Origin of the sequence: Eubacterium sp. Marseille-QA0814, assembly GCF_965119675.1 — a bacterium.
Lineage (GTDB): Bacteria > Bacillota > Clostridia > Lachnospirales > Lachnospiraceae > Eubacterium_G.
The window spans coordinates 530072-553284 of sequence record NZ_CBCPMG010000001.1; the positions used below are offsets into that span (position 1 = coordinate 530072).

26 protein-coding genes are annotated in these 23213 nt (G+C 30.9%); 10 read left to right on the plus strand and 16 right to left on the minus strand.

Annotated elements, in window-relative coordinates:
* The first annotated feature begins 8 nt into the window (after window positions 1-8).
* The 8 genes from ACQY63_RS02425 (at window position 9) to ACQY63_RS02460 (ending at window position 6716) form a co-directional block, all read left to right on the plus strand.
* On the plus strand, window positions 9-332 hold the full coding sequence (locus tag ACQY63_RS02425) for a ribosomal-processing cysteine protease Prp (RefSeq protein WP_428244660.1): 324 nt from the start codon (window positions 9-11) through the stop codon (window positions 330-332).
* 2 nt (window positions 333-334) lie between these two features.
* Window positions 335-619, plus strand: a complete 285-nt coding sequence (gene rpmA, locus ACQY63_RS02430) for a 50S ribosomal protein L27 (RefSeq protein WP_117999615.1) — start codon at window positions 335-337, stop codon at window positions 617-619.
* Window positions 620-727: 108 nt separating this feature from the next.
* Window positions 728-2011: a GTPase ObgE gene (gene obgE, locus ACQY63_RS02435; RefSeq protein ID WP_428244661.1), complete on the plus strand. Its 1284-nt coding sequence runs from the start codon at window positions 728-730 to the stop codon at window positions 2009-2011.
* Window positions 2012-2021: 10 nt separating this feature from the next.
* On the plus strand, window positions 2022-2315 hold the full coding sequence (gene yhbY / locus ACQY63_RS02440) for a ribosome assembly RNA-binding protein YhbY (RefSeq protein ID WP_022166145.1): 294 nt from the start codon (window positions 2022-2024) through the stop codon (window positions 2313-2315).
* A gap of 16 nt (window positions 2316-2331) precedes the next feature.
* On the plus strand, window positions 2332-3513 hold the full coding sequence (nadD, locus tag ACQY63_RS02445) for a nicotinate (nicotinamide) nucleotide adenylyltransferase (protein WP_428244662.1): 1182 nt from the start codon (window positions 2332-2334) through the stop codon (window positions 3511-3513).
* A 1-nt stretch (window position 3514) separates the two neighbouring features.
* Window positions 3515-3862, plus strand: a complete 348-nt coding sequence (rsfS, locus tag ACQY63_RS02450; RefSeq protein ID WP_022166148.1) for a ribosome silencing factor — start codon at window positions 3515-3517, stop codon at window positions 3860-3862.
* A 163-nt stretch (window positions 3863-4025) separates the two neighbouring features.
* Window positions 4026-5330 carry an alpha-amylase family glycosyl hydrolase gene (locus ACQY63_RS02455; RefSeq protein WP_302690356.1) on the plus strand — a complete coding sequence of 435 codons (1305 nt, stop codon included), beginning with the start codon at window positions 4026-4028 and terminating at the stop codon, window positions 5328-5330.
* Window positions 5331-5408: 78 nt separating this feature from the next.
* On the plus strand, window positions 5409-6716 hold the full coding sequence (locus ACQY63_RS02460; protein ID WP_022166150.1) for a CobW family GTP-binding protein: 1308 nt from the start codon (window positions 5409-5411) through the stop codon (window positions 6714-6716).
* A gap of 312 nt (window positions 6717-7028) precedes the next feature.
* Here the strand turns inward: ACQY63_RS02460 and lexA are convergent, their stop codons facing one another.
* A complete protein-coding gene (gene lexA / locus ACQY63_RS02465) occupies window positions 7029-7643 on the minus strand; it encodes a transcriptional repressor LexA (RefSeq protein WP_302690354.1) in 615 nt (204 codons plus the stop codon).
* A gap of 223 nt (window positions 7644-7866) precedes the next feature.
* Between lexA and ACQY63_RS02470 the strand changes: the two genes are divergently transcribed.
* Complete coding sequence (locus ACQY63_RS02470) at window positions 7867-8223, plus strand: LysM peptidoglycan-binding domain-containing protein (RefSeq protein ID WP_022166151.1); 357 nt, start codon at window positions 7867-7869, stop codon at window positions 8221-8223.
* Between the two features lie 171 nt (window positions 8224-8394).
* Here ACQY63_RS02470 and ACQY63_RS02475 read toward each other — a convergent pair whose 3' ends face one another.
* The 9 genes from ACQY63_RS02475 to ACQY63_RS02515 form a co-directional block, all read right to left on the minus strand.
* Window positions 8395-9468 carry a tyrosine-type recombinase/integrase gene (locus ACQY63_RS02475; RefSeq protein WP_022166152.1) on the minus strand — a complete coding sequence of 358 codons (1074 nt, stop codon included), beginning with the start codon at window positions 9466-9468 and terminating at the stop codon, window positions 8395-8397.
* Between the two features lie 24 nt (window positions 9469-9492).
* Window positions 9493-10197 carry a tRNA lysidine(34) synthetase gene (locus tag ACQY63_RS02480; RefSeq protein WP_428244663.1) on the minus strand — a complete coding sequence of 235 codons (705 nt, stop codon included), beginning with the start codon at window positions 10195-10197 and terminating at the stop codon, window positions 9493-9495.
* Window positions 10198-10616: 419 nt separating this feature from the next.
* Window positions 10617-11525 carry an RluA family pseudouridine synthase gene (locus ACQY63_RS02485; protein WP_022166116.1) on the minus strand — a complete coding sequence of 303 codons (909 nt, stop codon included), beginning with the start codon at window positions 11523-11525 and terminating at the stop codon, window positions 10617-10619.
* Window positions 11526-11575: 50 nt separating this feature from the next.
* Window positions 11576-12109, minus strand: a complete 534-nt coding sequence (gene lspA / locus ACQY63_RS02490) for a signal peptidase II (protein WP_022166115.1) — start codon at window positions 12107-12109, stop codon at window positions 11576-11578.
* Window positions 12102-13217 carry a 3-dehydroquinate synthase gene (aroB, locus tag ACQY63_RS02495; protein ID WP_412334951.1) on the minus strand — a complete coding sequence of 372 codons (1116 nt, stop codon included), beginning with the start codon at window positions 13215-13217 and terminating at the stop codon, window positions 12102-12104. Before aroB ends, lspA begins: the two co-directional genes overlap by 8 nt.
* Before the next feature lie 42 nt (window positions 13218-13259).
* On the minus strand, window positions 13260-14015 hold the full coding sequence (locus tag ACQY63_RS02500) for a YlmH/Sll1252 family protein (protein ID WP_022166113.1): 756 nt from the start codon (window positions 14013-14015) through the stop codon (window positions 13260-13262).
* A 20-nt stretch (window positions 14016-14035) separates the two neighbouring features.
* Window positions 14036-14620 carry a cell division protein SepF gene (locus tag ACQY63_RS02505; protein WP_022166112.1) on the minus strand — a complete coding sequence of 195 codons (585 nt, stop codon included), beginning with the start codon at window positions 14618-14620 and terminating at the stop codon, window positions 14036-14038.
* A gap of 14 nt (window positions 14621-14634) precedes the next feature.
* Window positions 14635-15327 (minus strand): YggS family pyridoxal phosphate-dependent enzyme, encoded by a 693-nt coding sequence (locus tag ACQY63_RS02510; protein ID WP_412334953.1) that lies wholly within the window; start codon window positions 15325-15327, stop codon window positions 14635-14637.
* A 15-nt stretch (window positions 15328-15342) separates the two neighbouring features.
* A complete protein-coding gene (locus ACQY63_RS02515) occupies window positions 15343-16713 on the minus strand; it encodes an HlyD family efflux transporter periplasmic adaptor subunit (RefSeq protein ID WP_412334954.1) in 1371 nt (456 codons plus the stop codon).
* Between the two features lie 153 nt (window positions 16714-16866).
* Between ACQY63_RS02515 and ACQY63_RS02520 the strand changes: the two genes are divergently transcribed.
* A complete protein-coding gene (locus ACQY63_RS02520) occupies window positions 16867-17079 on the plus strand; it encodes a DUF378 domain-containing protein (protein WP_022166109.1) in 213 nt (70 codons plus the stop codon).
* A gap of 103 nt (window positions 17080-17182) precedes the next feature.
* Here the strand turns inward: ACQY63_RS02520 and ACQY63_RS02525 are convergent, their stop codons facing one another.
* Genes ACQY63_RS02525 through mreD form a run of 6 tightly spaced genes read right to left on the minus strand, consistent with a single transcriptional unit; the run spans window position 17183 to window position 23208 of the window.
* The gene (locus ACQY63_RS02525; RefSeq protein WP_022166108.1) at window positions 17183-17581 is read right to left on the minus strand and encodes a methylglyoxal synthase; all 399 of its coding nucleotides are present in this window, start codon (window positions 17579-17581) and stop codon (window positions 17183-17185) included.
* 39 nt (window positions 17582-17620) lie between these two features.
* Window positions 17621-18763, minus strand: a complete 1143-nt coding sequence (locus tag ACQY63_RS02530; protein WP_412622121.1) for an FtsW/RodA/SpoVE family cell cycle protein — start codon at window positions 18761-18763, stop codon at window positions 17621-17623.
* The gene (minE, locus tag ACQY63_RS02535; RefSeq protein WP_022166107.1) at window positions 18763-19008 is read right to left on the minus strand and encodes a cell division topological specificity factor MinE; all 246 of its coding nucleotides are present in this window, start codon (window positions 19006-19008) and stop codon (window positions 18763-18765) included. Before minE ends, ACQY63_RS02530 begins: the two co-directional genes overlap by 1 nt.
* Window positions 19005-19802 (minus strand): septum site-determining protein MinD, encoded by a 798-nt coding sequence (gene minD, locus ACQY63_RS02540; RefSeq protein ID WP_428244664.1) that lies wholly within the window; start codon window positions 19800-19802, stop codon window positions 19005-19007. Before minD ends, minE begins: the two co-directional genes overlap by 4 nt.
* A gap of 57 nt (window positions 19803-19859) precedes the next feature.
* Window positions 19860-22685 (minus strand): penicillin-binding transpeptidase domain-containing protein, encoded by a 2826-nt coding sequence (locus ACQY63_RS02545; RefSeq protein ID WP_428244665.1) that lies wholly within the window; start codon window positions 22683-22685, stop codon window positions 19860-19862.
* Complete coding sequence (gene mreD, locus ACQY63_RS02550; protein WP_022166104.1) at window positions 22675-23208, minus strand: rod shape-determining protein MreD; 534 nt, start codon at window positions 23206-23208, stop codon at window positions 22675-22677. The genes ACQY63_RS02545 and mreD overlap by 11 nt, the downstream gene beginning before the upstream one ends.
* Between the last annotated feature and the right edge of the window lie 5 nt (window positions 23209-23213).

Here is a 23213-nt window from a genome sequence, read left to right on the forward strand (position 1 = left end):
GTGGTTTTATGACAAGAATAACCATTTATTGCAGAGGCAATACATACGTTGGTTTTTGTATGGAAGGTCATTCCGGATATGCAGAGGCAGGAGAAGATATTGTTTGTGCAGGACTATCAGTTCTCGCTATTAATTTTGTGAATTCAATTGAACAGTTAACATCAGATGAATATACTCAGTTTGAGCATGAAGATGATGGTATAATTGATTTTGAATTTTCCAATAATATTAGTAAAGAAGCTGAACTTTTAATAAAGTCTTTAGTTTTAGGACTAGAGCAGTTAGAGAAAGAATACAAAGATTTTATAACATTAGATTATAAGGAGGTATAGCTATGATGAAGATGAACCTTCAGTTCTTCGCTCATAAAAAAGGTATGGGTTCTACAAAGAACGGTAGAGACTCAGAATCAAAGAGACTTGGCGCTAAGAGAGCAGACGGACAGTTTGTTAAGGCTGGAAACATTCTCTATAGACAGCGTGGAACAAAGATTCACCCAGGCGTAAATGTTGGACGTGGTGGTGACGATACATTATTTGCTACTTCAGACGGAATCGTAAGATTTGAAAGAAAAGGTAGAGACAGAAAGCAGGTTTCTGTATACCCTGTAGCTGAATAATTAAACACAGACACTATTAGGCTTCAAGTCAGTTTTGATTTGAAGCCTATTTTAACATTAAAAGGTAACTCATTATTTATATTAACAATACAATCGTGGAGGATTATTATGTTTGCAGATTTTGCAAAAATTTTCATACAGTCAGGAAAAGGTGGAGATGGACATGTATCTTTCAGACGTGAAATATATGTTCCAAATGGTGGTCCTAACGGCGGAGACGGTGGAAAAGGCGGAGACGTTATTTTTCAGGTAGACAAAGGACTTAACACTTTATACGAATTTAGACATAAACATAATTTTAAAGCAGAGCCGGGACAGGAAGGCGGCAAGCAGAACAAAACAGGAAAAAACGGTGCAGACCTTATTATAAAAGTTCCTGAAGGAACAATTGTCAGAGAAGAAGAAACAGGAAAAATCGTAGCAGATATGAGTGGTGATAATCAGAGAATGATTATCTTAAAAGGTGGTCGCGGTGGTAAAGGAAACCAGCATTATGCAACAGCAACAATGCAGGCACCACAGTATGCACAGCCTGGACAAAAGAGCATGGAATTAAATGTTACACTTGAACTTAAAAGTATTGCAGACGTTGGTCTTGTAGGATTTCCAAATGTTGGTAAATCAACTTTGCTTTCAAGAGTGACAAATGCAGATCCAAAGATTGCCAATTATCATTTTACAACATTGAATCCAAACCTTGGTGTTGTAGATTTAGATGGTGGAAAAGGATTTGTTATTGCTGATATACCGGGACTTATTGAAGGTGCTTCAGAAGGCGTCGGGTTGGGACATCAGTTTTTAAAACATATTGAAAGAACAAAAGTTATTATTCATATGATTGATGCAGCCTCAGTGGAAGGTAGAGATCCAATAGCTGATATTAAGGCAATTAATAATGAATTAGAAAAATATAATCCTGATTTATTAAAAAGACCACAGGTTATTGCAGCTAACAAAATTGATGCAATTTATGGTGATACAAATGAAGTAATCGACAAAATTAAAGCTGAATTTGAACCTGATATTAAGGTTTATCCTATATCGGCAGTTAGTGGTAAAGGCTTAAAAGAACTTCTTTTCTATGTAAGAAGTTTATTAGATCAGTTTGATGATGCACCTGTTGTATACGAACAGGAATATAATCCTGAAGACTACATTATTACATCAGAATTACCATACACAGTTGAAAAAGTTGAAGATGGTTTATATGCTGTTGAAGGACCAAAAATCGAAAGAATGCTTGGTTATACTAACCTTGAGTCTGAAAAAGGTTTCTTGTTCTTCCAGAAATTTATGAAGGACAATGGTATTCTTGAACAGTTAGAAGAATTAGGAATCGAAGAAGGTGACACAGTTAAGTTATACGGTCACCAGTTTGAATATTACAAGTAAGGAGTGGATTATGAATAGCAAACAAAGAGCTTATTTACGAAAAATCTCTGCTACAATCGATCCAATTTTTCAGGTTGGAAAATCTGCTGTAACACCTGAAATTACAGCAGCAATTGATGAAGCATTAGAGAAACGTGAAATTATAAAGTTAAATGTTTTGAAAAACTGCTTATATGAACCAAAGAACATTGCAGAGGTTATTGCTGACAGAACCCGTTCTACAGTTGTTCATGTAATCGGAAGAAAAATTGTCTTATATAGACCTGCAAAGGATGAAAAAGACAGAAAGATTATTCTTCCATAAGTTTAGTGGAGTTATTATGAAAATAGGAATTTTAGGTGGTACATTTGATCCCATTCATAAGGCACATATATATATGGCAAAAGAAACTTTAAAACAGCTAAAGTTAGATAAAGTATATATCATGCCTTCACCATGTCCACCACACAAAAATACAAAAAATATTACATCAGATTTTCATCGTGTAAACATGATTAAGTTGGCGGTAGCTAATGAAAAAAATATTGAGCTTTTTGACTACGAGTTAAAGAACCACTTAAGTTACACAGCTGATACTTTAACCAAACTAAAATCAGAGCATAAAGAAGATGATCTTTATTTTATAATTGGCGGCGATTCTGCTGCAACTTTTACTAGCTGGTATCAGCCAGCTGTGATTCTAAAAAATGCCAATTTGGTTATTATTAATAGAAAGGATGAAAATCAATTTAATATAGAAAGTATAGTTGAAAAGATTAAAGAAGAAGTGGCTGCTAATGTTTATTTACTTAATGTTAAGGAGTCTGATATTTCATCCAGTGATATACGAACACATAAAATAGAAGCTGCAAAAGATTTATTGCCTAAAGGTGTATATGAGTATATTGTAGAAAATAATCTCTATACAGATGGAAATATAAATAAGGCATGGTCTCTTAGCAAAATTAAGGCAGATTTGAAAAATATCTTAAACAAACACAGATATGAACATACTTTAGGTGTGGCAGAAACAGCAAAGAAAATGGCAGAAGCCTTTAACGTTAATCCAAATACAGCGTATTTAGCCGGTATATTACATGACTGTGCTAAATACTATTCAGATTCACAGTTACTTAAATGTTGTAAGGATAACAATATTTTAGTGACAGACTATGAAGAAAAAGCACCATATCTTCTACATGGAAAAGTTGGCGCTTTTATTGCAAAAACAAAATATGGTATAGTAGATGAGAATGTTTTAAATGCTGTTATTTGGCATACTACCGGTAAGGAAAACATGTCTGATTTAGAAAAAATAATTTTCTGTGCTGACTATATTGAACCAGGTAGAATTGTGCAGCCTAATTTAGAATATCTAAGAAGTATTTCGCTTCAAAATTTAGATTTGCTGACTTATAGTATTTTAAAAGATACATTGGATTATTTGAAAAGTAAAAATCAAATTATTGACAGCTATACGCAGAAAGCATTTGACTACTATAAAAACAAATTAGGAGAATAAAATGGAATCAAGAGAATTAGCAAAAATTGCATATAATGCATTAGATGAGAAAAAGGGAATTAATATTTCAATTATTGATATTTCAGAAATTTCAACTTTAGCTGATTATTTCATTATTGCAGGTGGTAATAACGAAAATCAGGTTAAGGCATTAGCTAACAGCGTTGAAGAAGAAATGTATAAAGTTGACTGCAAGCCAAAACATATTGAAGGTTTTGATAACGCTAATTGGATATTAATGGATTTTAGTGATATTATTGTTCATGTTTTCAATGAAGAAGACCGATTATTCTATGATTTAGAAAGAATCTGGCGTGATGGAAAACATTTGGAAGTTACAGATTTATAAAATTATGTATAGAAATTTAGATAACGTTTCTTTTATAATATTAGTTTTTAAAATTATATTAATAATTAAATAGTTTAAAATTTAAGATATTGTATTTTTAACGTTAGATATATTTGTTTATATAATTTTCAGTATATTATTGTATTTATTAGGAGGAAAAAAAATGTGGGCATATGAAAGTGTTTTTTATCAAATATATCCTTTAGGATTTTGTGGCGCACCTTTGGAAAATGATGGCAACTTACAGCATCGTATTAAAAAAATACATGACTGGATTCCACACATAAAGAAAGTTGGTGCAAATGCAATTTATTTTTCTCCGCTATTTGAGTCAGATACTCATGGATATAATACAAGAGATTACAAAAAGATAGATGTAAGATTAGGCACAAATGAAGATTTTAAAGGGTTGTGTGAGGACTTACACAATAATGGCATAAAAGTTGTTTTAGACGGTGTTTTTAATCATGTGGGACGTGGATTTGAACCATTTATGGATGTATGTAAGAATAGAGAAAATTCACCATACTTAAACTGGTTTCACATAGACTTAAACGGCAATTCCAACTATAATGACGGCTTATGGTATGAAGGTTGGGAAGGCAACTATGATTTAGTTAAATTAAATCTTCAAAATAACGATGTTGTGGAATATTTATTAGATGCTGTTTCTTTTTGGATAAATGAATTTGGCATAGATGGTATCAGATTAGATGTTGCATATTGCCTTGACTTTGATTTCTTAAGAAGATTAAGACGACATGTTGATTCTTTAAAAGAAGATTTCTTTTTAGTTGGAGAAATGCTTCATGGTGACTATAACCAGAGAATGAATGATGAAATGCTTAATTCAGCAACAAATTATGAATGTTATAAAGGTCTTTATTCAAGTTTTAACAGTATGAATATGTTTGAGATTAATCATTCATTGCTACGTCAGTTTGGACCTGAGCAATGGACATTGTATAAAGGAAAACATTTATTGTCTTTTGTGGACAATCACGATGTTACAAGAGTTGCAAGCATTCTGACAAATGAAAAGCATTTACCACTTATATATGCCTTAATGTTTGGCATGCCGGGGATACCATGTGTTTATTATGGCAGCGAATGGGGAACAAAGGCAGATAAGTCTCAGGGAGATCCTGCACTTAGACCTTCATTTGACCAACCGGAATTTAATGAACTTACACAATTTATTAGTAATTTAAGTGCAGCAAAGAAAAACAGTGTTGGCTTAAATTATGGTGATTTTACATCAGTGCTTTTAACAAATAAACAGTGTATTTTTAAGCGCGCTACTGAAAATGAAACAGTTTATGTTTGCATTAACGCAGAAGAAAATGCCTTTGATGCATACTGTGAAGTGAAAAATCACACATATACGGATTTAATTACAAATAAGCCTATGGAAATAGGAGAATGCTTTAAAATGCCGGGATATAGTGCATTTTATTTAGTTAATTAAGTTTAAAATAAATTTCATATTTAATTAATAAAACTATTATAGATTAATATATGTAATACTAGGAAAGGAAGTGCTATTATGGCAAGAGAAATGGTTCCTGTAACATTACTTACAGGATATTTAGGAGCAGGTAAAACAACATTATTAAATCAGGTACTTACAAACCAGAAGGGTTATAAAGTAGCCGTTATCGTTAATGATATTGGTGAAGTAAATGTAGATGCATCTCTTATTGCAAAGGGCGGACAGGCTACATTACAGGATCAGAATCTTGTACCTCTTCAGAATGGATGTATATGTTGTACATTAAGTGCAGATTTAATTAATCAGATTATAGATTTGGTACAGTCAGGAAAATTTGACTATATTTTAATTGAAGCAAGTGGTATTTGCGAACCTATTCCAATTGCTCAGTCAATTTGTATGTTAGATGGTTCTTATGACAAGAGAGCAAAATTAGCAAGACTTGATAATATCGTTTCTGTAGTTGACGTAGCTAGAATGGCAGACGAATTTGGTTGTGGTGACAATCTTGTAAAAGATGATATTGATGAAGAAGATATTGAAAATCTTTTAATTCAGCAGATTGAATTCTGTAATACGATTATTTTAAATAAGGTTGACACAGTTACACCTGAACAATTAGCTAAAGTAAAAGCGATTATTAGAACACTTCAGCCTAAGGCTGTTATGTTTGAAACTAACTATGGTGAAATTGATGTTGATGAAATTCTTGATACAAAGAGATTTGATTTCGAACAGGCAAGTATGTCAGCAGGTTGGATTCAGGAATTAGAATCATTTGATAATGAAGAACATCATGAAGAAGATGACCATGAAGAACACCAGCATCACCATCACCATGAACATGAACATCATCACGACCACGACCATGAGGACGAGCACCATAAACATCATCATGACGAAGAAGATGACCATGAACACGAACATCATGACCATGAAGAAGGTCACCATCATGGACACCATCACCATCATCACCATGGAGAAGGTGAAGTTGAGGAATATGGTATTGGAACTTTTGTATATTACAGAAGAAAACCATTTGCAAAAGAAAAATTTGAAGACTGGTTAGATGAAATGCCAAAAACAATCATTAGAGCAAAAGGTATTATCTGGGCTGCTGAAAATAACAATGATGCATATATGTTTGAACAGGCAGGAAAACAGATTAACATTAGCAATGCGGGACAGTGGGTTGCAACAGCTCCTCGTAGAGTTAGAGCTAAAATGATGAAAGAAGATCCTACATTGGTAAATGATTGGGACGAAGAAGTAGGAGACAGAATGATTAAGGTTGTATTTATTGGCCATGATATGGATAAAGAGGCAATTATTGAAAGCCTTGATAAATGCTTAGCTTATTAATCAGATAATATGAGTAACAATATAAATAATTATATTATTGTTTCATTATAGTAATAAGCAATTAAAAGCTTATATAAAGTAAAAAACGTAGTTTTTAAACATCTAAAAACTACGTTTTTTATATACCTCATAATAATAAAATAATAATAAAACAATCAATTATTAAAAGAATTAATTATTAAAAGAATTAATTTAATATAATTGTCTTAATATAACTTTTAATTCAATAAGTTTAATATAATTGCAATCGTTACAACTATATTAGTTCTAAAATTCTTTTTATACTGTCTTACGATTCTTAAACTATTTTTCTTAAACTATCTTACGGTATAAAGCGTATGCTTTACCAACGATTGTACAATCATCAACTATAATAGGATCCATATTGTCATTTTCAGGCTGAAGACGAATATAACCATTTTCTTTATAAAAAGTCTTAACTGTAACCGAATCATCTATTAAAGCAACTACAACGTCTCCGTTATTAGCAGAGTTGACCTTCTCTACAATTAAAAAATCACCGTCATAAAAACCAATATTAATCATGCTTTCACCTTGAATCTTTAAAATAAAAGTTTCATTGTTAGGTAGAAATTCTGTAGGAAGAGAAAAATAATCTTCGATATTTTCAACTGCAAGTAGTGGTTCACCGGCAGCAACACGTCCAATAATTGGAATATTAGTCATGTCTCTTCTTGTTAAACCGAATTCATCATCAATTATTTCGATTGCACGTGGCTTAGTAGGATCTCGTCTTATATATCCGTTCTCTTCTAATGTATTAAGATGTGAGTGAACGGAAGAAGTAGAGCGTAAGCCAACTCTTTCACATATTTCCCTAACTGTAGGTGGATAACCTTTTTTCAAAATTTCTTCTTTTATGTAATCTAAAATCAATTGCTGCTTTTCACTAATTTTTCCTGGCATAAAATTTTTTACCTCCTTTTTTCAAAAGTACCATTTATGGGACTACCTATATGATAATATTAACATAGTTCCTGATAAAAAACAACAAGATTTCGAAAATATGTTCGAAAATATATTGACAAACATTTGTTCGGATGATAATATAACATTACAGAACAAGAACAGATGTTCTCAAAGGGATAAGCAATACATACTAAAAGAGCTATGCGAGGAGGAAGATATAATGAATACAGGCAGAAGAGACGTGATTAAGAAAAGAAGAGTTAATCTGTTACGGAGAAGAATAGTTATTGTTGGTGTTACATGTATAGCAATGTTTTTAATATGTGCCACATTTGTTAATTTATATAATGTGAATGCAAATAATACAGGTAAGAATCCTTTATATAAATATTACACAAGTTACCAGATTGAACCAGGTGATACATTAACATCTATTGCTCAGAAGTACACAATTAATAGTGATGTATCTGTACAGGATTATATTGATGAGGTTAAGAAGAATAATAATCTTGTTAGCGATAAGATTAACAGTGGAAGTTATTTAGTTGTTTCATATTATTCAAACGAGTATAAATAAAGCTTGCCTTTATTTTATACCATATATATCTTTAGTTAGCCGCAAATGTTTAACGCACATATTCATTTGCGGCAATTTTTTTATATATTTACAATATTTGTGAGTAGTAATATTTTGTGAGTAGTATTTGAATCGCTTTTTTATTAAATTATGTTTAGATTTTCTTATTTTTTAATCTTTTCTTAGTTTGACGGCGTTTCTGGCTTTGCGTCTACGTTCGTCTTCAATAGCTGCGTAATGTTTTTTTGTAGTATTTACATCCTTATGACCTAAAACATCTGCTACAAGATAAATATCACCGGTTTCCTTATAAAGAGCAGTGCCATAGGTACTTCTCAATTTATGAGGCGTAATTTTTTTCAAGTTAGTAACTAAGGAAGAATACTTTTTGACTAAATTTTCTACAGCTCTAACACCGATTCGTTTTTTTTGAATAGAAAGAAAGAGTGCATTTTCATGACCGGATATAGGAACAATTAATTTTCTTTCCTCAATATAGTCTAAGAGAGCTTTTTCAACTTCTTCACCAAAGTAAATAACGGTTTCGTTGCCACCTTTACGACGGATTTTTATACCGGAATTCTTAAAATCAATATCATTTATGTCAATACCAACACATTCAGAAACACGAATACCAGTTCCAAGTAGAAGAGTCAATATTGCTAAATCTCGTGTTTTAGTTTTAGCATGAAATTTCTGTTGAGATTTCGTTAGCTTATCGCCTGTGTCAACTTCATCAAGTAAATTGCCCACTTCATCTGCGTCTAATCTTATAATTTCCTTTTCATGGATTTTAGGCATACTTACAATAGAAGCAGGATTAGTCTTAATCATCTCTTTTTTATAAAAGTATTTGTATAATGTTCTAAGACAGGCAAGTTTTCGCATTATGCCACGTTCTTTGTTAATATGCTCCTTGCCATCTTCAGTTACATAATACTTTAAATATTCAAGATATTCTTCGATATCTGTTGCAGTAATTTTATCTAAAATATCCAGTGGTAGAGAGGTGATTTCTTTATCTTCCGCATCAGGATTATTTTCCTTTAAATAATTAAAGAAAACAATTAAATCATATCCATAACCAATACGTGTACGGGAAGAAGTAGTAGGCTCAATTCCTCTAAAAAAATCCTTGCAAAACCATGGTAATTTTTTTTGTAATTCTCTTAATTTTAATTCGTTATTTATTATTACCTGATCATGGTAATTTCTCGTTGTGTTATTTTTTTCAATGTTTGGCATATCTAAACTCCTTAAATATTTGGGTTAATCAAAACTCTTGTTACATAAAGCTGTAAAAATACTATTTTTACAGCCTGGATTTTCTTTGGTTAATGTTTTAACTAAATTCTTTATATATTCTCGTTTTGTATGACCATCAACTGGACATGGATTTTTAGCAATCGGCAACTGATATTTATTTGCAAAGCCAATTACTTCCTTTTCAGGCACATACATTAACGGTCTGATGACTTTTAAATTAGTATTACTCAAATGAGTAACAGGAGAGAAGCAGTGGAACCGCCCCTCATACAACAAAGACATAATTGCTGTTTCTATCATATCATCTTTGTGATGAGCATAAGCAATTGTATTGAAACCAAGCTCCTTTGCATGATTGTTTAAAGCCCCTTTACGCATTTTTGCACATAAAGAACATGGATTAGATTCCTTTCGCTTGTTAAAAACAATATCTGAAATTTGTGTTTCCACAATATGTAAATCAACATCTAAATTAGAGCAATAGTTCTTAATTTGATGGAAATCTTGTATACCAAAACCTAAATTAATTGTTATACCAATTAAATCAAAGCTTTTAGGATAAAATCGTTGAAGTTTTTTCAATGCATAAAGTAGAGTTAAACTGTCTTTACCGCCGGATATACCCACAGCAATTTTATCTCCATCATTTATCATATTATAGTTGTCTATTGCCTGGCGGACATAACTAAATAGTTTTTGTTCTTTCAAATTTAAACCTCCCAATTAAACAATATAGTGAATTATATATATGCTGCGTTTATTAAGAATCTGAAAAAGACGAATAAAACCGTTTACAGTTTTATTCGTCTTTTAATTATAGTATTAATCTAAATATAAATCGAACTAGCAATTGATAATTCTGTTAATAGACTAATTTAACTAATATATTCATTTATGCTTATTGTATTAAATATAAATATTTAATACAACCTTAAATAACGTTATATATAGCAAATTATAATTTCAAGAAGCAGATAATTTTTTTATCTATTTTACATTATTAATTAGATTTTTTTTACTTATAACATAATAAAACTTATAATTAGAATAACACAACTATTCGCAAAAGACAAGTTTAACGAAAAGTATGCCAAAGAAAATAGTATAAATATAGCTTAATAAGCTTTTTAAAGCACATTTTCAATTAAATTCTTAAAATATTCAGGAATAGGTGCTTCATATTCTACATATTCTTTTGTTGTAGGATGTATAAACCCAATTGTTTTTGCATGCAAACATTGTCCCTGTAATTTAAAGGGACATTTGTTATGGTTATAAACATCGTCACCAAGTAACGGATGATTTATGCTTGCCATGTGAACTCTAATCTGATGTGTACGACCGGTTTCTAATTGAAACTCACATAAAGCGTATTTATCAAATTGTTTTAAAACTTTGTAATGGGTAACTGCATGTTTTCCGTTGCGTTCATTAATTGCCATTTCCTTACGTTTTGTAGGGTGTCTGCCAATTGGTGCATCTATTGTACCTTCAGTTTCATCGAAACGTCCCTGAACTATACCCCAATATTTTCTTGTAATTGTATGTTCTTTTAATTGTTCAGCAATAAAATTATGGCTGTAATCATTTTTACAAATTATTAAGGCGCCGGTTGTATCTTTATCAATTCGATGTACAATTCCAGGTCTTAAAACACCGTTAATGTTTGATAAATTGTCTTTACAATGATACATTATTCCATTAACCAAAGTACCTGTATAATGTCCTGGTGCAGGATGTACAACCAAGTCTTTAGGTTTATTTACGATTAAGACATCATCATCTTCGTATATAATATCTAAAGGTATGTTTTCAGGCTCTATATTAGCTGTAACCGGCTCAGGAATATTAATTGTTATGCAATCATTTTCCTGAACTTTATAGTTTGCCTTAGATGATTTTTCATTAACTAAAACATCGCCATTTTTAATTAATTTCTGTATATAATTGCGGGAATTATTATCTAATAAATCTGTTAAATATTTGTCTAAACGTATATTTTTATTAGATGAATCCACGTAATAAGTTTCACACATATTTAATCTATTAATTCCTTTCAAGTCAAGTATATATCATTTTATTATTTTTAATGTTTCTTTAAAGAAATTATTGTGTTAAAATCTTCTTCATTAATTTTTAATATGCATAATAAAACAATTCCAATACATGAAATTGTTACATAACAGTCGGCAACATTGAAAACAGGAAAGTTAATTGGTTTAAAATAGATAAAATCAACAACATAGCCTCTTACTACTCTGTCAATTAAGTTCCCTACTGCTCCTGCCAGCAACATTGATAAAAATATATTTAAAATTAAGAATATTTTATTATTTGTTTTTTGATACAGTAAATTAACATTTCTACTGAAAATACATATAAAAAATATTGCAATTAAAGTAAATATAATAAACATTAATATTTTGCCGGAGAACATTCCCCAGGCTGCCCCTCTGTTTCCACCATCTAAATAATGTAATAATAATACATCTTTTATAATGTGAAAGTCATTTTTGCCTTTTAAAGCAATTATAGCAGCATATTTGCTTATCTGATCAATGACAACTAAAAACAATGCAAAAACAAGCATTTTTAGGTTTAATATTAATGTTTTATTCATTTACAATTACCTTTTTAACACTTTCTAACAAATCATTTTTTGAAATTTCACGGTTGATTGAGGCTTCGCCTATAGAATTAGCTACGATAAACTTAATAATTCCTGAATCCATTTTTTTATCGTTTAAAGTTGCTTCAACAACTTCTTTAGCCTTAATATCTGATGTCTCAATTGGCAACTTATATAATTTAAGTACATCTAATATTTCATCGTACTGGCCTTTGGTAATAAAACCTTTCTTGTATGATATGTATGATGCAGCGTTAATTCCAATTGAAACGCACTCTCCGTGTAAAAGAGAAAAGTTCTTTGTTTTTTCAATAGCATGGCCAATTGTATGGCCAAAATTAAGTAGTGCACGTTCGCCTTTTTCCTTTGGATCATTTTCAACAACACATCTTTTTATATTGCAACTAACAAATAATAACTGACGTAATGTTTCATAATCTTTATTTAAAACACCGTCAATATTTTCTTTAAGCCAGTTAAAATATTCACCGTCTTTAATAATACCATGCTTGATAACTTCGCCCATGCCTGATAAATATTCTCTTTCAGGAAGGGAATTTAAAGTGCTTAAATTCATATAAACTAATTTAGGCATGTAGAAAGCACCAACCATATTTTTATAAGCTTTAAAGTCAACACCTGTTTTGCCACCAATGCTTGAATCTACCTGAGATAATAATGTTGTTGGAATTTGAACAAAATCAATACCTCTTAAATATGTTGCTGCAGTATAACCTGTCATGTCTCCTGTAACACCGCCACCTAGAGCAAGAAGCATATCGTTTCTGTCAAATTTATTTACGATTAAATCTTCGTAAATGTTGTTAATTGTGTCCAAATTCTTATACTGTTCTCCAGCTTTAAATTCATGTAAAATAATCTGTTTGCAGTGTGGCTTTAGGAGATTTAAAAGTTCTTCTCCATATAAAGGACCAACTTTTGATTCTGTAACAATGCATAATTTTCTGTTTTTTATATTAAATTTTTCTAATTCTTCTAAAAGATTTGTAAAAGAATCTGAGAAAACTATGTGGTAGCATGGCTTTTCCTCGTAGTTTACTGTTATTCTGTTTGATAAGTTTTCTAATGCCTTTATCATTTCTGTCTCCTTATTTATTATGTATTTGATATTAAATATTAATTATTCATAAACTCTTATTTTAATTAAATTTCTGCCTTTTTTCGTTTCTTTAAGCACACCATCATAAATAAATCTACCCTTGCCCCTTACAGATACAATATCGCCTTCTTTAACAGTTGCTCCATTAGATGTGGTTGATTTTCCATTGATGAAAACTTTTTTCTCTTCAATTAATGGTATAATACTGTTTCTGGTTGCTTTAAAAGCAGTTGCAATAAGACTGTCTAAACGTACATTTGAAATAGTTCCCATTACTTCTCTTAAGTTAGGAACAATTTCTAAATCAGTTGAATCTGACAAATTGATTTTTATTTGAGTGTGTTTTATTTTAAATAAATTATCAATTATATAATCAGCAATATCTTCTTTACAATAAACATAAGCATCTTTTCCCTTAGTAAAAATATCGCCGATTTTACTTCTGTTAATGCCTAAATTTAAAATAGCACCTAAATAATCCCTGTGACTTAAAGTGTCTGAAAATTTGGAATTAATAGGAGCTATGTGTAATACAGAAATAGGAATATGTTCAGTATAATATATCTCCTGTGGAGAAAATACTAAAATCTTTCTTTCTGCATAATTATTACCTCCTGTAACATCTATATTAACAGGAGGTAATGTATTTTTTATTTGATTAAATATACTAAGTTCATTAATATTTAGAAAATCAGAATATGTATAAATATTACGGTCGTATGAAATACGAGCTAATTCTTTGATTCTGTTAGTTAAAAATAATTCGTCTTTGTTCATAATATTAACATGTCCCGGTTCTAATAACTTCCTCTGGAAGAATAATTATGTGATGAATAGTCACTTGTGCTGTCGTTTACAGAGTCCTGAAAATCGCCCGTAATATCTACTGAATGAGGAGTTACTAAATAAATGTAACCACTGATTTTCTGAAGATTTCCTGAAATAGCATAGCAACCGCCAATAACTGAATCAACAATACGCTGTGCTAAATCAATTTTGATACCTTCTAAATTAAGTACAACTGACTTGCCATCTAATAATGTATCGATAATTTCCTTTGTAGTTTCATAATGTGTTGGTTTGATAACGCATACTTCCATATCTGTTCCTGATGAAGAACCCCTCATAGGTACAACCTTACTGTTTCTTGAACTTCTGGAACTTCTTGTGGATTGAGCGGCTCTGCTTCGTGTGTGTGTTGTTGAACGTGGAGCTTCTTCTTCCTCATGACGTTCAGTTTTTGCGGCAGATCTTCTGGATGGTGTTGGATGATCTATTTCTTCTTCGATTTCATCGTCAATATCATCATAGTAATCATCATCATATTCATCATTATAATCCATTGTAAATACGCTTTTTATTTTATCTCCAAATTTTGACATATTATTCTCCTAATTTAAATATTATAGTTTCTTTCTCCAAAAATTCCGGTTCCAACTCTAACCATTGTTGCTCCTTCTTCTATTGCAACCTGGTAGTCACCAGTCATTCCCATTGAAAGCACATTCATACTAACATTATCAATGTTTTTCTCTGTTATGTCAACCGATAATTTCTTCATGTTACGGAAATATTCTCTATTAGTTTCAGGATTGTCCGTATATGGCGCAATTGTCATTAAGCCTTTGATTCGTACATGCTCAAGTTTACTTATTTCACGTACTAATTGTTCTGTTGTCTCAGATGTAATACCAAACTTACTTTCTTCATTTGCCATGTTAACTTCAATAAGGATATTGGCAATTTCATTTTTCTTTGCAAATTCTGTTTCAATTTGATTTGCAAGTCTTAAAGAATCAACAGAGTGGATTAATTCAACTTTACCTACAAGATATTTAACTTTATTTCGCTGCAAATGACCAATCATGTGCCATCTTATGTCTTTGGGTAAAATCTCGTATTTTTCAGTTAATTCCTGTACTTTATTTTCACCATAATCCAAAACTCCAGATGGTAGAGCCTCTTCTATTGCTGTGTAAGGTTTGGTTTTGCTTACTGCAATTAAAGTAACTTCTTTTGGATCACGTCCAACTTTCTCGCAGGATTTAATAATGTTTTCTTCTACCTGTTTTATATTATCTAGTATCATTTATATTCACCCTTTCTATTGGAAAATTATCTGATTTTCTGAAACTTTGCTTGCATCTAATACAATACGGTCATATATTTCAAGACCGGATGTTTCATTTGCCACAATGTAATACTCATCTAAAGTATCTAATATGTTAACAATTGTAAATACGGTGTAACCGTTATTTATATTGTAAACGCCCATAAAATCCCTTGTTCGTTCAACTACATAGCTTGAATGTGAATCGGATTTTGTTATCACATCCCCTGGTTCAAAATAAGACTGGGCTACATAGTAGTTGTCATCGTCGCTGTATGCGATCGGTGGATAGTATATTTCAGATTTATTAGTTTTTGAATTCTGTAGGTTAAATCCTATACTGTTGCCATTCTCACCTTTTTTGCTATATTCTTTTGGAATAACATATAATTTGCTTGTAACAACTGAAGATTTAGGAACTTTTAATCCGGATACAGGTGTTTCAACAATTTCTACATCCAAAAATCTGTCTGTTGCATATCTTATTGCATATTTAGATAATGTAATAACACCATATTTCTTCTTGTCTTTTCCTTTTACAATTTTGAAATTAGCTGTTGTTGTTAAATTGTCCTTCAAAAACTTAACTGAAATTTTTGAAGTGTTTTTGTATTTTTTTATATCGCTTTTGTTAAACTTTAAAACAATGTTCCATTCTTCATCATTTATTGTTTTATAAATAGGTGAACCTTTTTCTATTTTGTCACCTGAAGAAAAATGAGCTGTTGTATAATGAGTTTTATCAAAGTCGGACTCTTTAACTTTCTTAGGTGTTATTGTTTCGTAATCATCAACTCTATATAGCACTATACCTGTTGCCTGAGATTTCTGAATTGAAAAAATATCACCTTTTTCTTTTGCCATCTTTTGTAAAGAATTCATATTTATTAAGTCAACAACCGTGCCCTTAATTGTGCTTTTAAAATCATATATAGATGAAAAATCCATGTCATCAAAATTATTTGTAAAATCATTTAATAAATCATTTATTTTAGAGAGATTTTCATCTGTTAGCTTAGAATTATCTTTGCTGGAATCTAAAAGTATGTCACTTAACTGACCTGTTGAATCAATACTATATAAAGTAGAGTTCTTTGACACCCTTGAACCTTCTCTTATAAAATAATCAATGTAACCTGTCTGAGAGGCATATTTTATAATTTCTTTTCTAAGGGCAATTCCCTGATAAGAATTGTCCAATTTCTCTGCGTTAGAACCTGCAGTTACTTCGTAGTATTTTGTCCTTTCTGTTGTAAAATATATAACAATATTTATAAACAAATATATTAAAATAAGACCGAATATAACGATTCCAACATTAATATTTAAAAATTTAGTTTTTTGTCTGTCTTTTTGTGTACTCATATATAATAAGTTCTCCTTAAACCTCATATAATTATCGTATAAAATACATTGTAAGTCAACTAAAATAGGCTGTTTTTAAATAAAAAAACTAGGAATGTATTTTTTTGTAATAATGGGAAAACATATAAATAAGCTGATAAAGGAGGTAAGTATATGAATTCAAAAGGATTAGACTATTTTGCATTAGTTGTTACTATAATAGGTGCAATTAACTGGGGACTTATTGGTTTTTTCAAATTTGACTTGGTTGCATTTCTATTTGGCCAAATGTCATGGATTTCACGAATTGTTTATGCAGTAGTCGGTTTATGTGGATTATATTTAATTAGTTTATTTGGAAGAGTATTATCTCTCGGAGAAAAATAACTAAATAGTACATTAATAAAAGGAAGTATCTATGCCAAATAACATCATTAACCAACTTGCTAAATGATGTTAACATTTTTACTTCCTTTTATTGATTTATTATTTAATTCTTATACATTTCACGCCATTCTAAGTCACCACGATTTAATGACTTAATTAAAAGCTCTGCTGTAGCAACATTAGTTGCTAACGGAATATTATGAATATCACATAAACGAATTGCTTTGTGTATGTCCGGCTCGTGAGATTTTGGATTTTCAGGATCTCTTAAAAAAATTAATAAATCCAAGTCATTTTGTTCTATCTGAGAGCACATCTGCTGTTCACCACCTAAATGACCGGCTAAATATTTGTAAACATTTAAATTTGCTGCTTCCTCAATTAATCTTCCTGTTGTGCCTGTTGCGTATAATGAATGCTGACATAAAATTCCCCTATATGCTATGCAGAAATTCTGCATTAGTTTCTTCTTAGAGTCATGTGCAATTAATCCAATATTCATAAACATCCTCCTTATATTTTACAGTATATTTTCGCTTTATTAAAGCATGGCTTTCGTTCTTTGTAATCCTATATTTAATACAACACCTATACCAAAATACAAACTTAACAATGATGTTAAACCATAACTTACAAATGGTAAAGTAACACCTGTATTCGGTAAAAGCATTGTAGCAACTGCTATGTTTACAAGAGTCTGGGTCCCTATTAAAACACCAAAACCATAACAGAACAGCCGTCCCGAATAGGTTGGAGCCCTGGAGCCGGTTATAAAACATTCTAATACAATAAGTAATAATAATATAATAACCGCAGCACCACCAATAAAACCTAACTCTTCACCAACAATTGTAAAGATAAAGTCAGTATGGGATTCTGATATTAAATTACCGTTTTTTACTGATGTAATATCGTTATTATCGAGTCCCTTACCTGTTAAGCCACCGGAACCAATTGCAAGAAGTGAGTTCTCCTGCTGGTAACGTAAATCTTTTGCTTTAGCGTTATCTTCCTGAAAGAAACCAACAATTCTTAAATATTGATAGCCTTTTAATATTTTGTTATTAGGCTGTGATACATAATATCCTAAAACCAAAACAATTGGTATAGAAATAATTATAACTCCGGTAACAATCTTATAATGAATTCCCGATAAGAACATTATAGCACAAAATGTTATAAAAATAACTATAGTTGTTGATAAATCCGGCTCTAAAAATATTAAACCGAATACCATGGCTGCAAATAATGTAACACCGGCAATTGTTTTAAATGTATTAAGTGTTTCTCTTCTTTTATACAAATAAGTTGCAACGAATATAATAAGGAATACTTTTGCAATTTCAGACGGCTGGAATTGAACAAAGCCCAAATCTATCCATCTTTTAGCTCCCTTGCTTGTTGTACCGGCAACCATAACAAGTGCAAGTAAAACAATTGTTGCTGCATATATTAACCAATAAAACTTAAAAACAAATTTATAGCTTAGCAATGTAAAAATAATAAGAACAATAATTCCAAGTGCAAATCCTAGAATTTGTTTAAATTGAAAGTCTTCTCCTTCTGTTGCACTTCCTATACAAAAAATTCCTATAAATGTTACTGCTAATACATAAATCAGTAATCTAAAATTCAAATTAGATAATTTGTAGTTTTTAATTGTGCTAAATATTTTTCGTATCATTAAACCTTAACCTCTTTAATTGGTATGTTTGCCATTAGACATGGCCCTTTCTCATGATGTATTTCAACAATACATTTATCTGTATCAATTTCAATATATTTTGAAATAACCCTAATTAAGTCCTTCTTTATGGACTCAGTTGTGTATGGGTTACATCCAATTCTATCTGTTACTAATAATATTTCTAAACGCTCCTTAGCAATTTTACTTGAACGTTTACGTCTGAATAGTTTTCTGAAAATCATCTTGTTACCCCCTTACCGAAAAGTTGCTTGAAAAACATTAATGAAAATTTGTGTTCTTCTTTTTCATAAAGAGGATATGTACCTTCGATTTTCTCTGCAATTTTGTTGATTGCTTTTCCAGATGATGTGTTCATGTTTACTACAGAATCACCTTTATTTGTTGCGATAACAATATTTACATCGTCATTTATGCAACCGATAACATCGCTGTTAAGAATTTCTTTTACGTCCTGACCGGACATCATTTCACCTTTTCTAATAAGGTCAGGTCGTAACTTATTTATTAATAAATAAATAGGATTAATGCCATCTTTTTCAAGAAGCCCTATTATTCTGTCAGCATCTCTTATAGCCGAAACTTCAGGTGTGGTTACAACAATTGCTTTTGTTGCACCTGCAATGGCATTTCTAAAGCCCTGTTCAATACTGGCAGGACAGTCGATTAAAACATAATCAAACTCTTCTTTTAAACATGAAGTCAAATCAATCATCTGTTGTGGTGTAACTGAATCTTTATCTTTGGATTGGGCGCTTGGTAATAAATACAAATTGTTGTATCGCCGGTCCTTTATAACAGCCTGTCTTAATCTGCACGTCCCTTCAAGTACGTCTACAAGATTATAAACTATTTGATTTTCAAGTCCCATAACCACATCTAAATTACGAAGACCAATATCTGTATCTATTGCGATAACACTTTTTCCTAATTTAGATAAAGCTATTCCTAAATTGGCGGTGATGGTTGTTTTTCCAACACCTCCTTTTCCTGAAGTGATTACAATTACTTCTCCCATTATTCCCTCCTAAAATAAAATACTTATATTATCTTTTGTACTTTATTTTGGAAAAAATTAATCCTGAGTAGTATTTTTTAAATCTTCACCTTTAACAGCTTTCTTTAAATCTTTATCAGTAAGTTCACCATAATAATACTGTACACAGTTCTTTGCCAATTCTGCTGAATCGTGTGATGAGTTGGCAAAAGGTAATACAGTTGATATAGCAATCTTTGGATTGTCATAAGGCGCATAAGCCACAAATAAAGCATGGGAATTACGATGCAAATTCTCCTGAGCAGTACCGGATTTACCGGCAAAAGTTATTTTAGTATCTGTAAAATAATTACGCACAGTACCCGATGTAACTACCTGTCTCATACCTGAATGAATTGCATTCCATGTACTTTGTGATGCTTCTACCTTATTTGTCATTTTAGCTTTGTTGTTTAAAACAAGTTTACCTTTTCTTGATTTAACTTTATCAAGTAATGTTAAATTATAATTTTTACCGCCGTTAGCTACTGTAGATACATATCTTGCAAGCTGCGCCGGTGTATAAGCGTTGCTACCCTGTCCAATAGCTGAGTGGACAGCACTTTCTGTTGAAAAATGAGGTTCTCTCTCAGTAATTTCAACACCTGATTTCATGTTTAAGCCAAGTTTTGTGGCATATTTTTCCATTTTATCAAGACCAACTGCACTGTCATAGGATGTGCCATTAGACTTACCTAATCTGTAACCCATTTCGTAGAAGAAATAGTTACATGAATTTGCCAAAGCTTCACTAACGTTCTGATATCCATGTGTCCCCTTTGGATAAATCCAACATTTTGGTGACGGTGTTATCTTCTTAAACACACCTGTATCATCAACTGTACTACCAGGTGTAATAATACCTTCAGATAATGAAGCCAAAGCAGTTGTCATCTTGAAAGTTGAACCTGGAGCTGTTGCACCCTGAGTTGCTCTGTTATACAAAGGATCTGATTGGTCATCAACTAATTTTGCCCAATATTCTGAATCAACAGAACCTGATAACATATTATTGTCATAACTTGGATATGTTACCATTGCACGAACATCACCATTTCTTGGATCTGTAATTACAACCGAACCTGAACATGGATCAAGAGCAATCTGTGCCGGTGTAATCTTTAATTCTTTTATCTGCTTTACAATAAAGCGGAAAGTCTGATATTTATCAAAGGTTGATAAAGTGTTATAAGCACTCTGGTCCATTTTCAGAACCTTCTGATCAAATAAAAGCATACATATTTCACTGCCGGATATTGTTGAGTCATTAATCAAATACTTAACAACAAGCTTACCAAAAGATGTATTTTTCTTAACGTCTTTTATAATATGACTTACAATTAAATCATAAGTTTCACTTGTTGAAAGATACTCGTCCTGTACATCAAGGTTATCTAAACTAATCCAGTTCTTCTTTATTGCATATTTTATAAATGCATTTATACTAATCTTTCCATCTACATATTTATTGTAAGTGGAATCGTTAGTATCTATGGAAGATGAAATTAATATACCATCATTCTTAAGTAAATCATAAATATAATCACAATATTCCTGAAATTCTGAACTGTAGTCATTATAAACTACACCGTTAGAATTTAAGTCGGCCTTTAATTTGGCTGTGGCTGTCTGGACACCTGATTTGTATTTACTATATACTCTTGCTTCGTTTGTTGTAGATTTCTTTGATAAGTGTTTCAAACTTACTACATTGTTAGTTACAAGCTGTGCATATACTTTTTTTACAGGTATATAATGCAATTTGTCATCTGTTTCTTTTGATTCATCAATATCATAGTTTACAATTTCTGATATTAAAATTGACGCTACTTTTTTCTCAAGCATTGTATAAACAGCTTTTTGCAATTTAGAATCAATTGTTAGGTAAATGTCATTACCTGCAGCAGAATTTTTCTTTGATATAACACTTAAAACTTTTCCAGTGTTGTCAACAAATATTTTTTCTTCTCCACGTTTCCCCTGAAGATATTCCTCCATTGAGGCTTCAAGACCTGATTTACCAACTATATCACTTGCAATATAATTTTTGCCCTGTTTTTTGTATTCTTCTAACTGGGCATCTGAAATGGTTCCTGTATAACCGATAATAGGAGCAAAATATTTGCTCATATTATATTTTCTAATTGTCTGTTCTTCTACTGTAACCCCTGTTAAGTCAGCTTCATTTTCAGAAATACCAACCATCGTTCCATTTGACACATCAGTGGCAATTGTTACACCAACATATTTTTGTGATGATATGGCATAAACATTGTATCTGATTGCCAAAATTTTAAGTAACATTTGGTCACTACATTTTTCTGTAACTTCAAATAAATCATTTTTCAAATAAGAAATGATTTCGCCTACTGAAGCATTTGAATAATCATGGTTGTTTTTCTTTAAGGTTTTACCAAAAAGATTTGTCATAAATAATTTCTTTGAAGCATCAGATGTGAAATTTTCTTCCCATTTTCCATCGTCATTTAATATAATTGGAAAATCTACTGAAATCTTGTCACCGTTTTTTTCAATTATTTTAATTGCTTTTGATACAATAGCATTTAACTGACTATTCTTTTTGTCAGAACTGTCGATTTTATCTTCAATTCTTACGGCATAAGCTAATTCATCATAAGCTAAAACTTTGCCTTTTTTGTCCAAAATCTTTCCTCTTGTACCTGATTTATAAACAGTTTTCTCAGATTTTTGAATATATGTGCTCATGTAATAATTTTCGTTAATTATCTGTAAGTCAAATATTCTATAAATCAAACCTGAAAATAAAGCTATTATTATTACGCTTACGATAAATATTCTTGATTTAATTATTTTTAAAATTGTATATAAAAAATCACTTATCAAAACTTAATGTACTCTCCTGTTTTATTGTTAATATTTTTTCATTTAATAAATAAAATAACTTATAGAATAAAAAGGCTATAAATGTTGTGGCTATCATTTCAGGGAACATTATCTGCCAGAAATAAAAAGAAAAATCTAATTTATTTCTCAATATAAATCTAAAAGTGTAAACTAATAGATTGTATATTAAATCATTAGTAAAAACTAAAACCATTGGCATAAAAACATGGTCGCTGTAGAACATCTTTTTAAATAAGCCACTGAAAAAACCTATATACATATAAATTAATGCATATAAACCAATAACATCCCCAAAGAAAATATCCACAAGTAAACCACATATTAAGCCTGTAACCGTTCCATAATTGCAACCACGCATAAAACCAAATATACAGGTTACAAATAAAAGTAGATTAGGTGTGGCAACAATGTTAAAGTTAGCCAGCGAAAATTCACTTTGTAATATAAATGCCATAATTATAATTATTGCTGTTATAATAACTCTAATAATTCTGTGTTTCATGAAAA

Excerpts from the sequence above, each read along its gene's own strand:
- ACQY63_RS02425 (WP_428244660.1), top strand. The coding sequence starts at position 9 with ATGACAAGAATAACCATTTATTGCAGAGGCAATACATACGTTGGTTTT.
- rpmA (WP_117999615.1), top strand. The coding sequence starts at position 335 with ATGATGAAGATGAACCTTCAGTTCTTCGCTCATAAAAAAGGTATGGGT.
- obgE (WP_428244661.1), top strand. The coding sequence starts at position 728 with ATGTTTGCAGATTTTGCAAAAATTTTCATACAGTCAGGAAAAGGTGGA.
- yhbY (WP_022166145.1), top strand. The coding sequence starts at position 2,022 with ATGAATAGCAAACAAAGAGCTTATTTACGAAAAATCTCTGCTACAATC.
- nadD (WP_428244662.1), top strand. The coding sequence starts at position 2,332 with ATGAAAATAGGAATTTTAGGTGGTACATTTGATCCCATTCATAAGGCA.
- rsfS (WP_022166148.1), top strand. The coding sequence starts at position 3,515 with ATGGAATCAAGAGAATTAGCAAAAATTGCATATAATGCATTAGATGAG.
- ACQY63_RS02455 (WP_302690356.1), top strand. The coding sequence starts at position 4,026 with ATGTGGGCATATGAAAGTGTTTTTTATCAAATATATCCTTTAGGATTT.
- ACQY63_RS02460 (WP_022166150.1), top strand. The coding sequence starts at position 5,409 with ATGGCAAGAGAAATGGTTCCTGTAACATTACTTACAGGATATTTAGGA.
- lexA (WP_302690354.1), bottom strand. The coding sequence starts at position 7,643 with ATGCCAGGAAAAATTAGTGAAAAGCAGCAATTGATTTTAGATTACATA.
- ACQY63_RS02470 (WP_022166151.1), top strand. The coding sequence starts at position 7,867 with ATGAATACAGGCAGAAGAGACGTGATTAAGAAAAGAAGAGTTAATCTG.
- ACQY63_RS02475 (WP_022166152.1), bottom strand. The coding sequence starts at position 9,468 with ATGCCAAACATTGAAAAAAATAACACAACGAGAAATTACCATGATCAG.
- ACQY63_RS02485 (WP_022166116.1), bottom strand. The coding sequence starts at position 11,525 with ATGTGTGAAACTTATTACGTGGATTCATCTAATAAAAATATACGTTTA.
- lspA (WP_022166115.1), bottom strand. The coding sequence starts at position 12,109 with ATGAATAAAACATTAATATTAAACCTAAAAATGCTTGTTTTTGCATTG.
- aroB (WP_412334951.1), bottom strand. The coding sequence starts at position 13,217 with ATGATAAAGGCATTAGAAAACTTATCAAACAGAATAACAGTAAACTAC.
- ACQY63_RS02500 (WP_022166113.1), bottom strand. The coding sequence starts at position 14,015 with ATGAACAAAGACGAATTATTTTTAACTAACAGAATCAAAGAATTAGCT.
- ACQY63_RS02505 (WP_022166112.1), bottom strand. The coding sequence starts at position 14,620 with ATGTCAAAATTTGGAGATAAAATAAAAAGCGTATTTACAATGGATTAT.
- ACQY63_RS02510 (WP_412334953.1), bottom strand. The coding sequence starts at position 15,327 with ATGATACTAGATAATATAAAACAGGTAGAAGAAAACATTATTAAATCC.
- ACQY63_RS02515 (WP_412334954.1), bottom strand. The coding sequence starts at position 16,713 with ATGAGTACACAAAAAGACAGACAAAAAACTAAATTTTTAAATATTAAT.
- ACQY63_RS02520 (WP_022166109.1), top strand. The coding sequence starts at position 16,867 with ATGAATTCAAAAGGATTAGACTATTTTGCATTAGTTGTTACTATAATA.
- ACQY63_RS02525 (WP_022166108.1), bottom strand. The coding sequence starts at position 17,581 with ATGAATATTGGATTAATTGCACATGACTCTAAGAAGAAACTAATGCAG.
- ACQY63_RS02530 (WP_412622121.1), bottom strand. The coding sequence starts at position 18,763 with ATGATACGAAAAATATTTAGCACAATTAAAAACTACAAATTATCTAAT.
- minE (WP_022166107.1), bottom strand. The coding sequence starts at position 19,008 with ATGATTTTCAGAAAACTATTCAGACGTAAACGTTCAAGTAAAATTGCT.
- minD (WP_428244664.1), bottom strand. The coding sequence starts at position 19,802 with ATGGGAGAAGTAATTGTAATCACTTCAGGAAAAGGAGGTGTTGGAAAA.
- mreD (WP_022166104.1), bottom strand. The coding sequence starts at position 23,208 with ATGAAACACAGAATTATTAGAGTTATTATAACAGCAATAATTATAATT.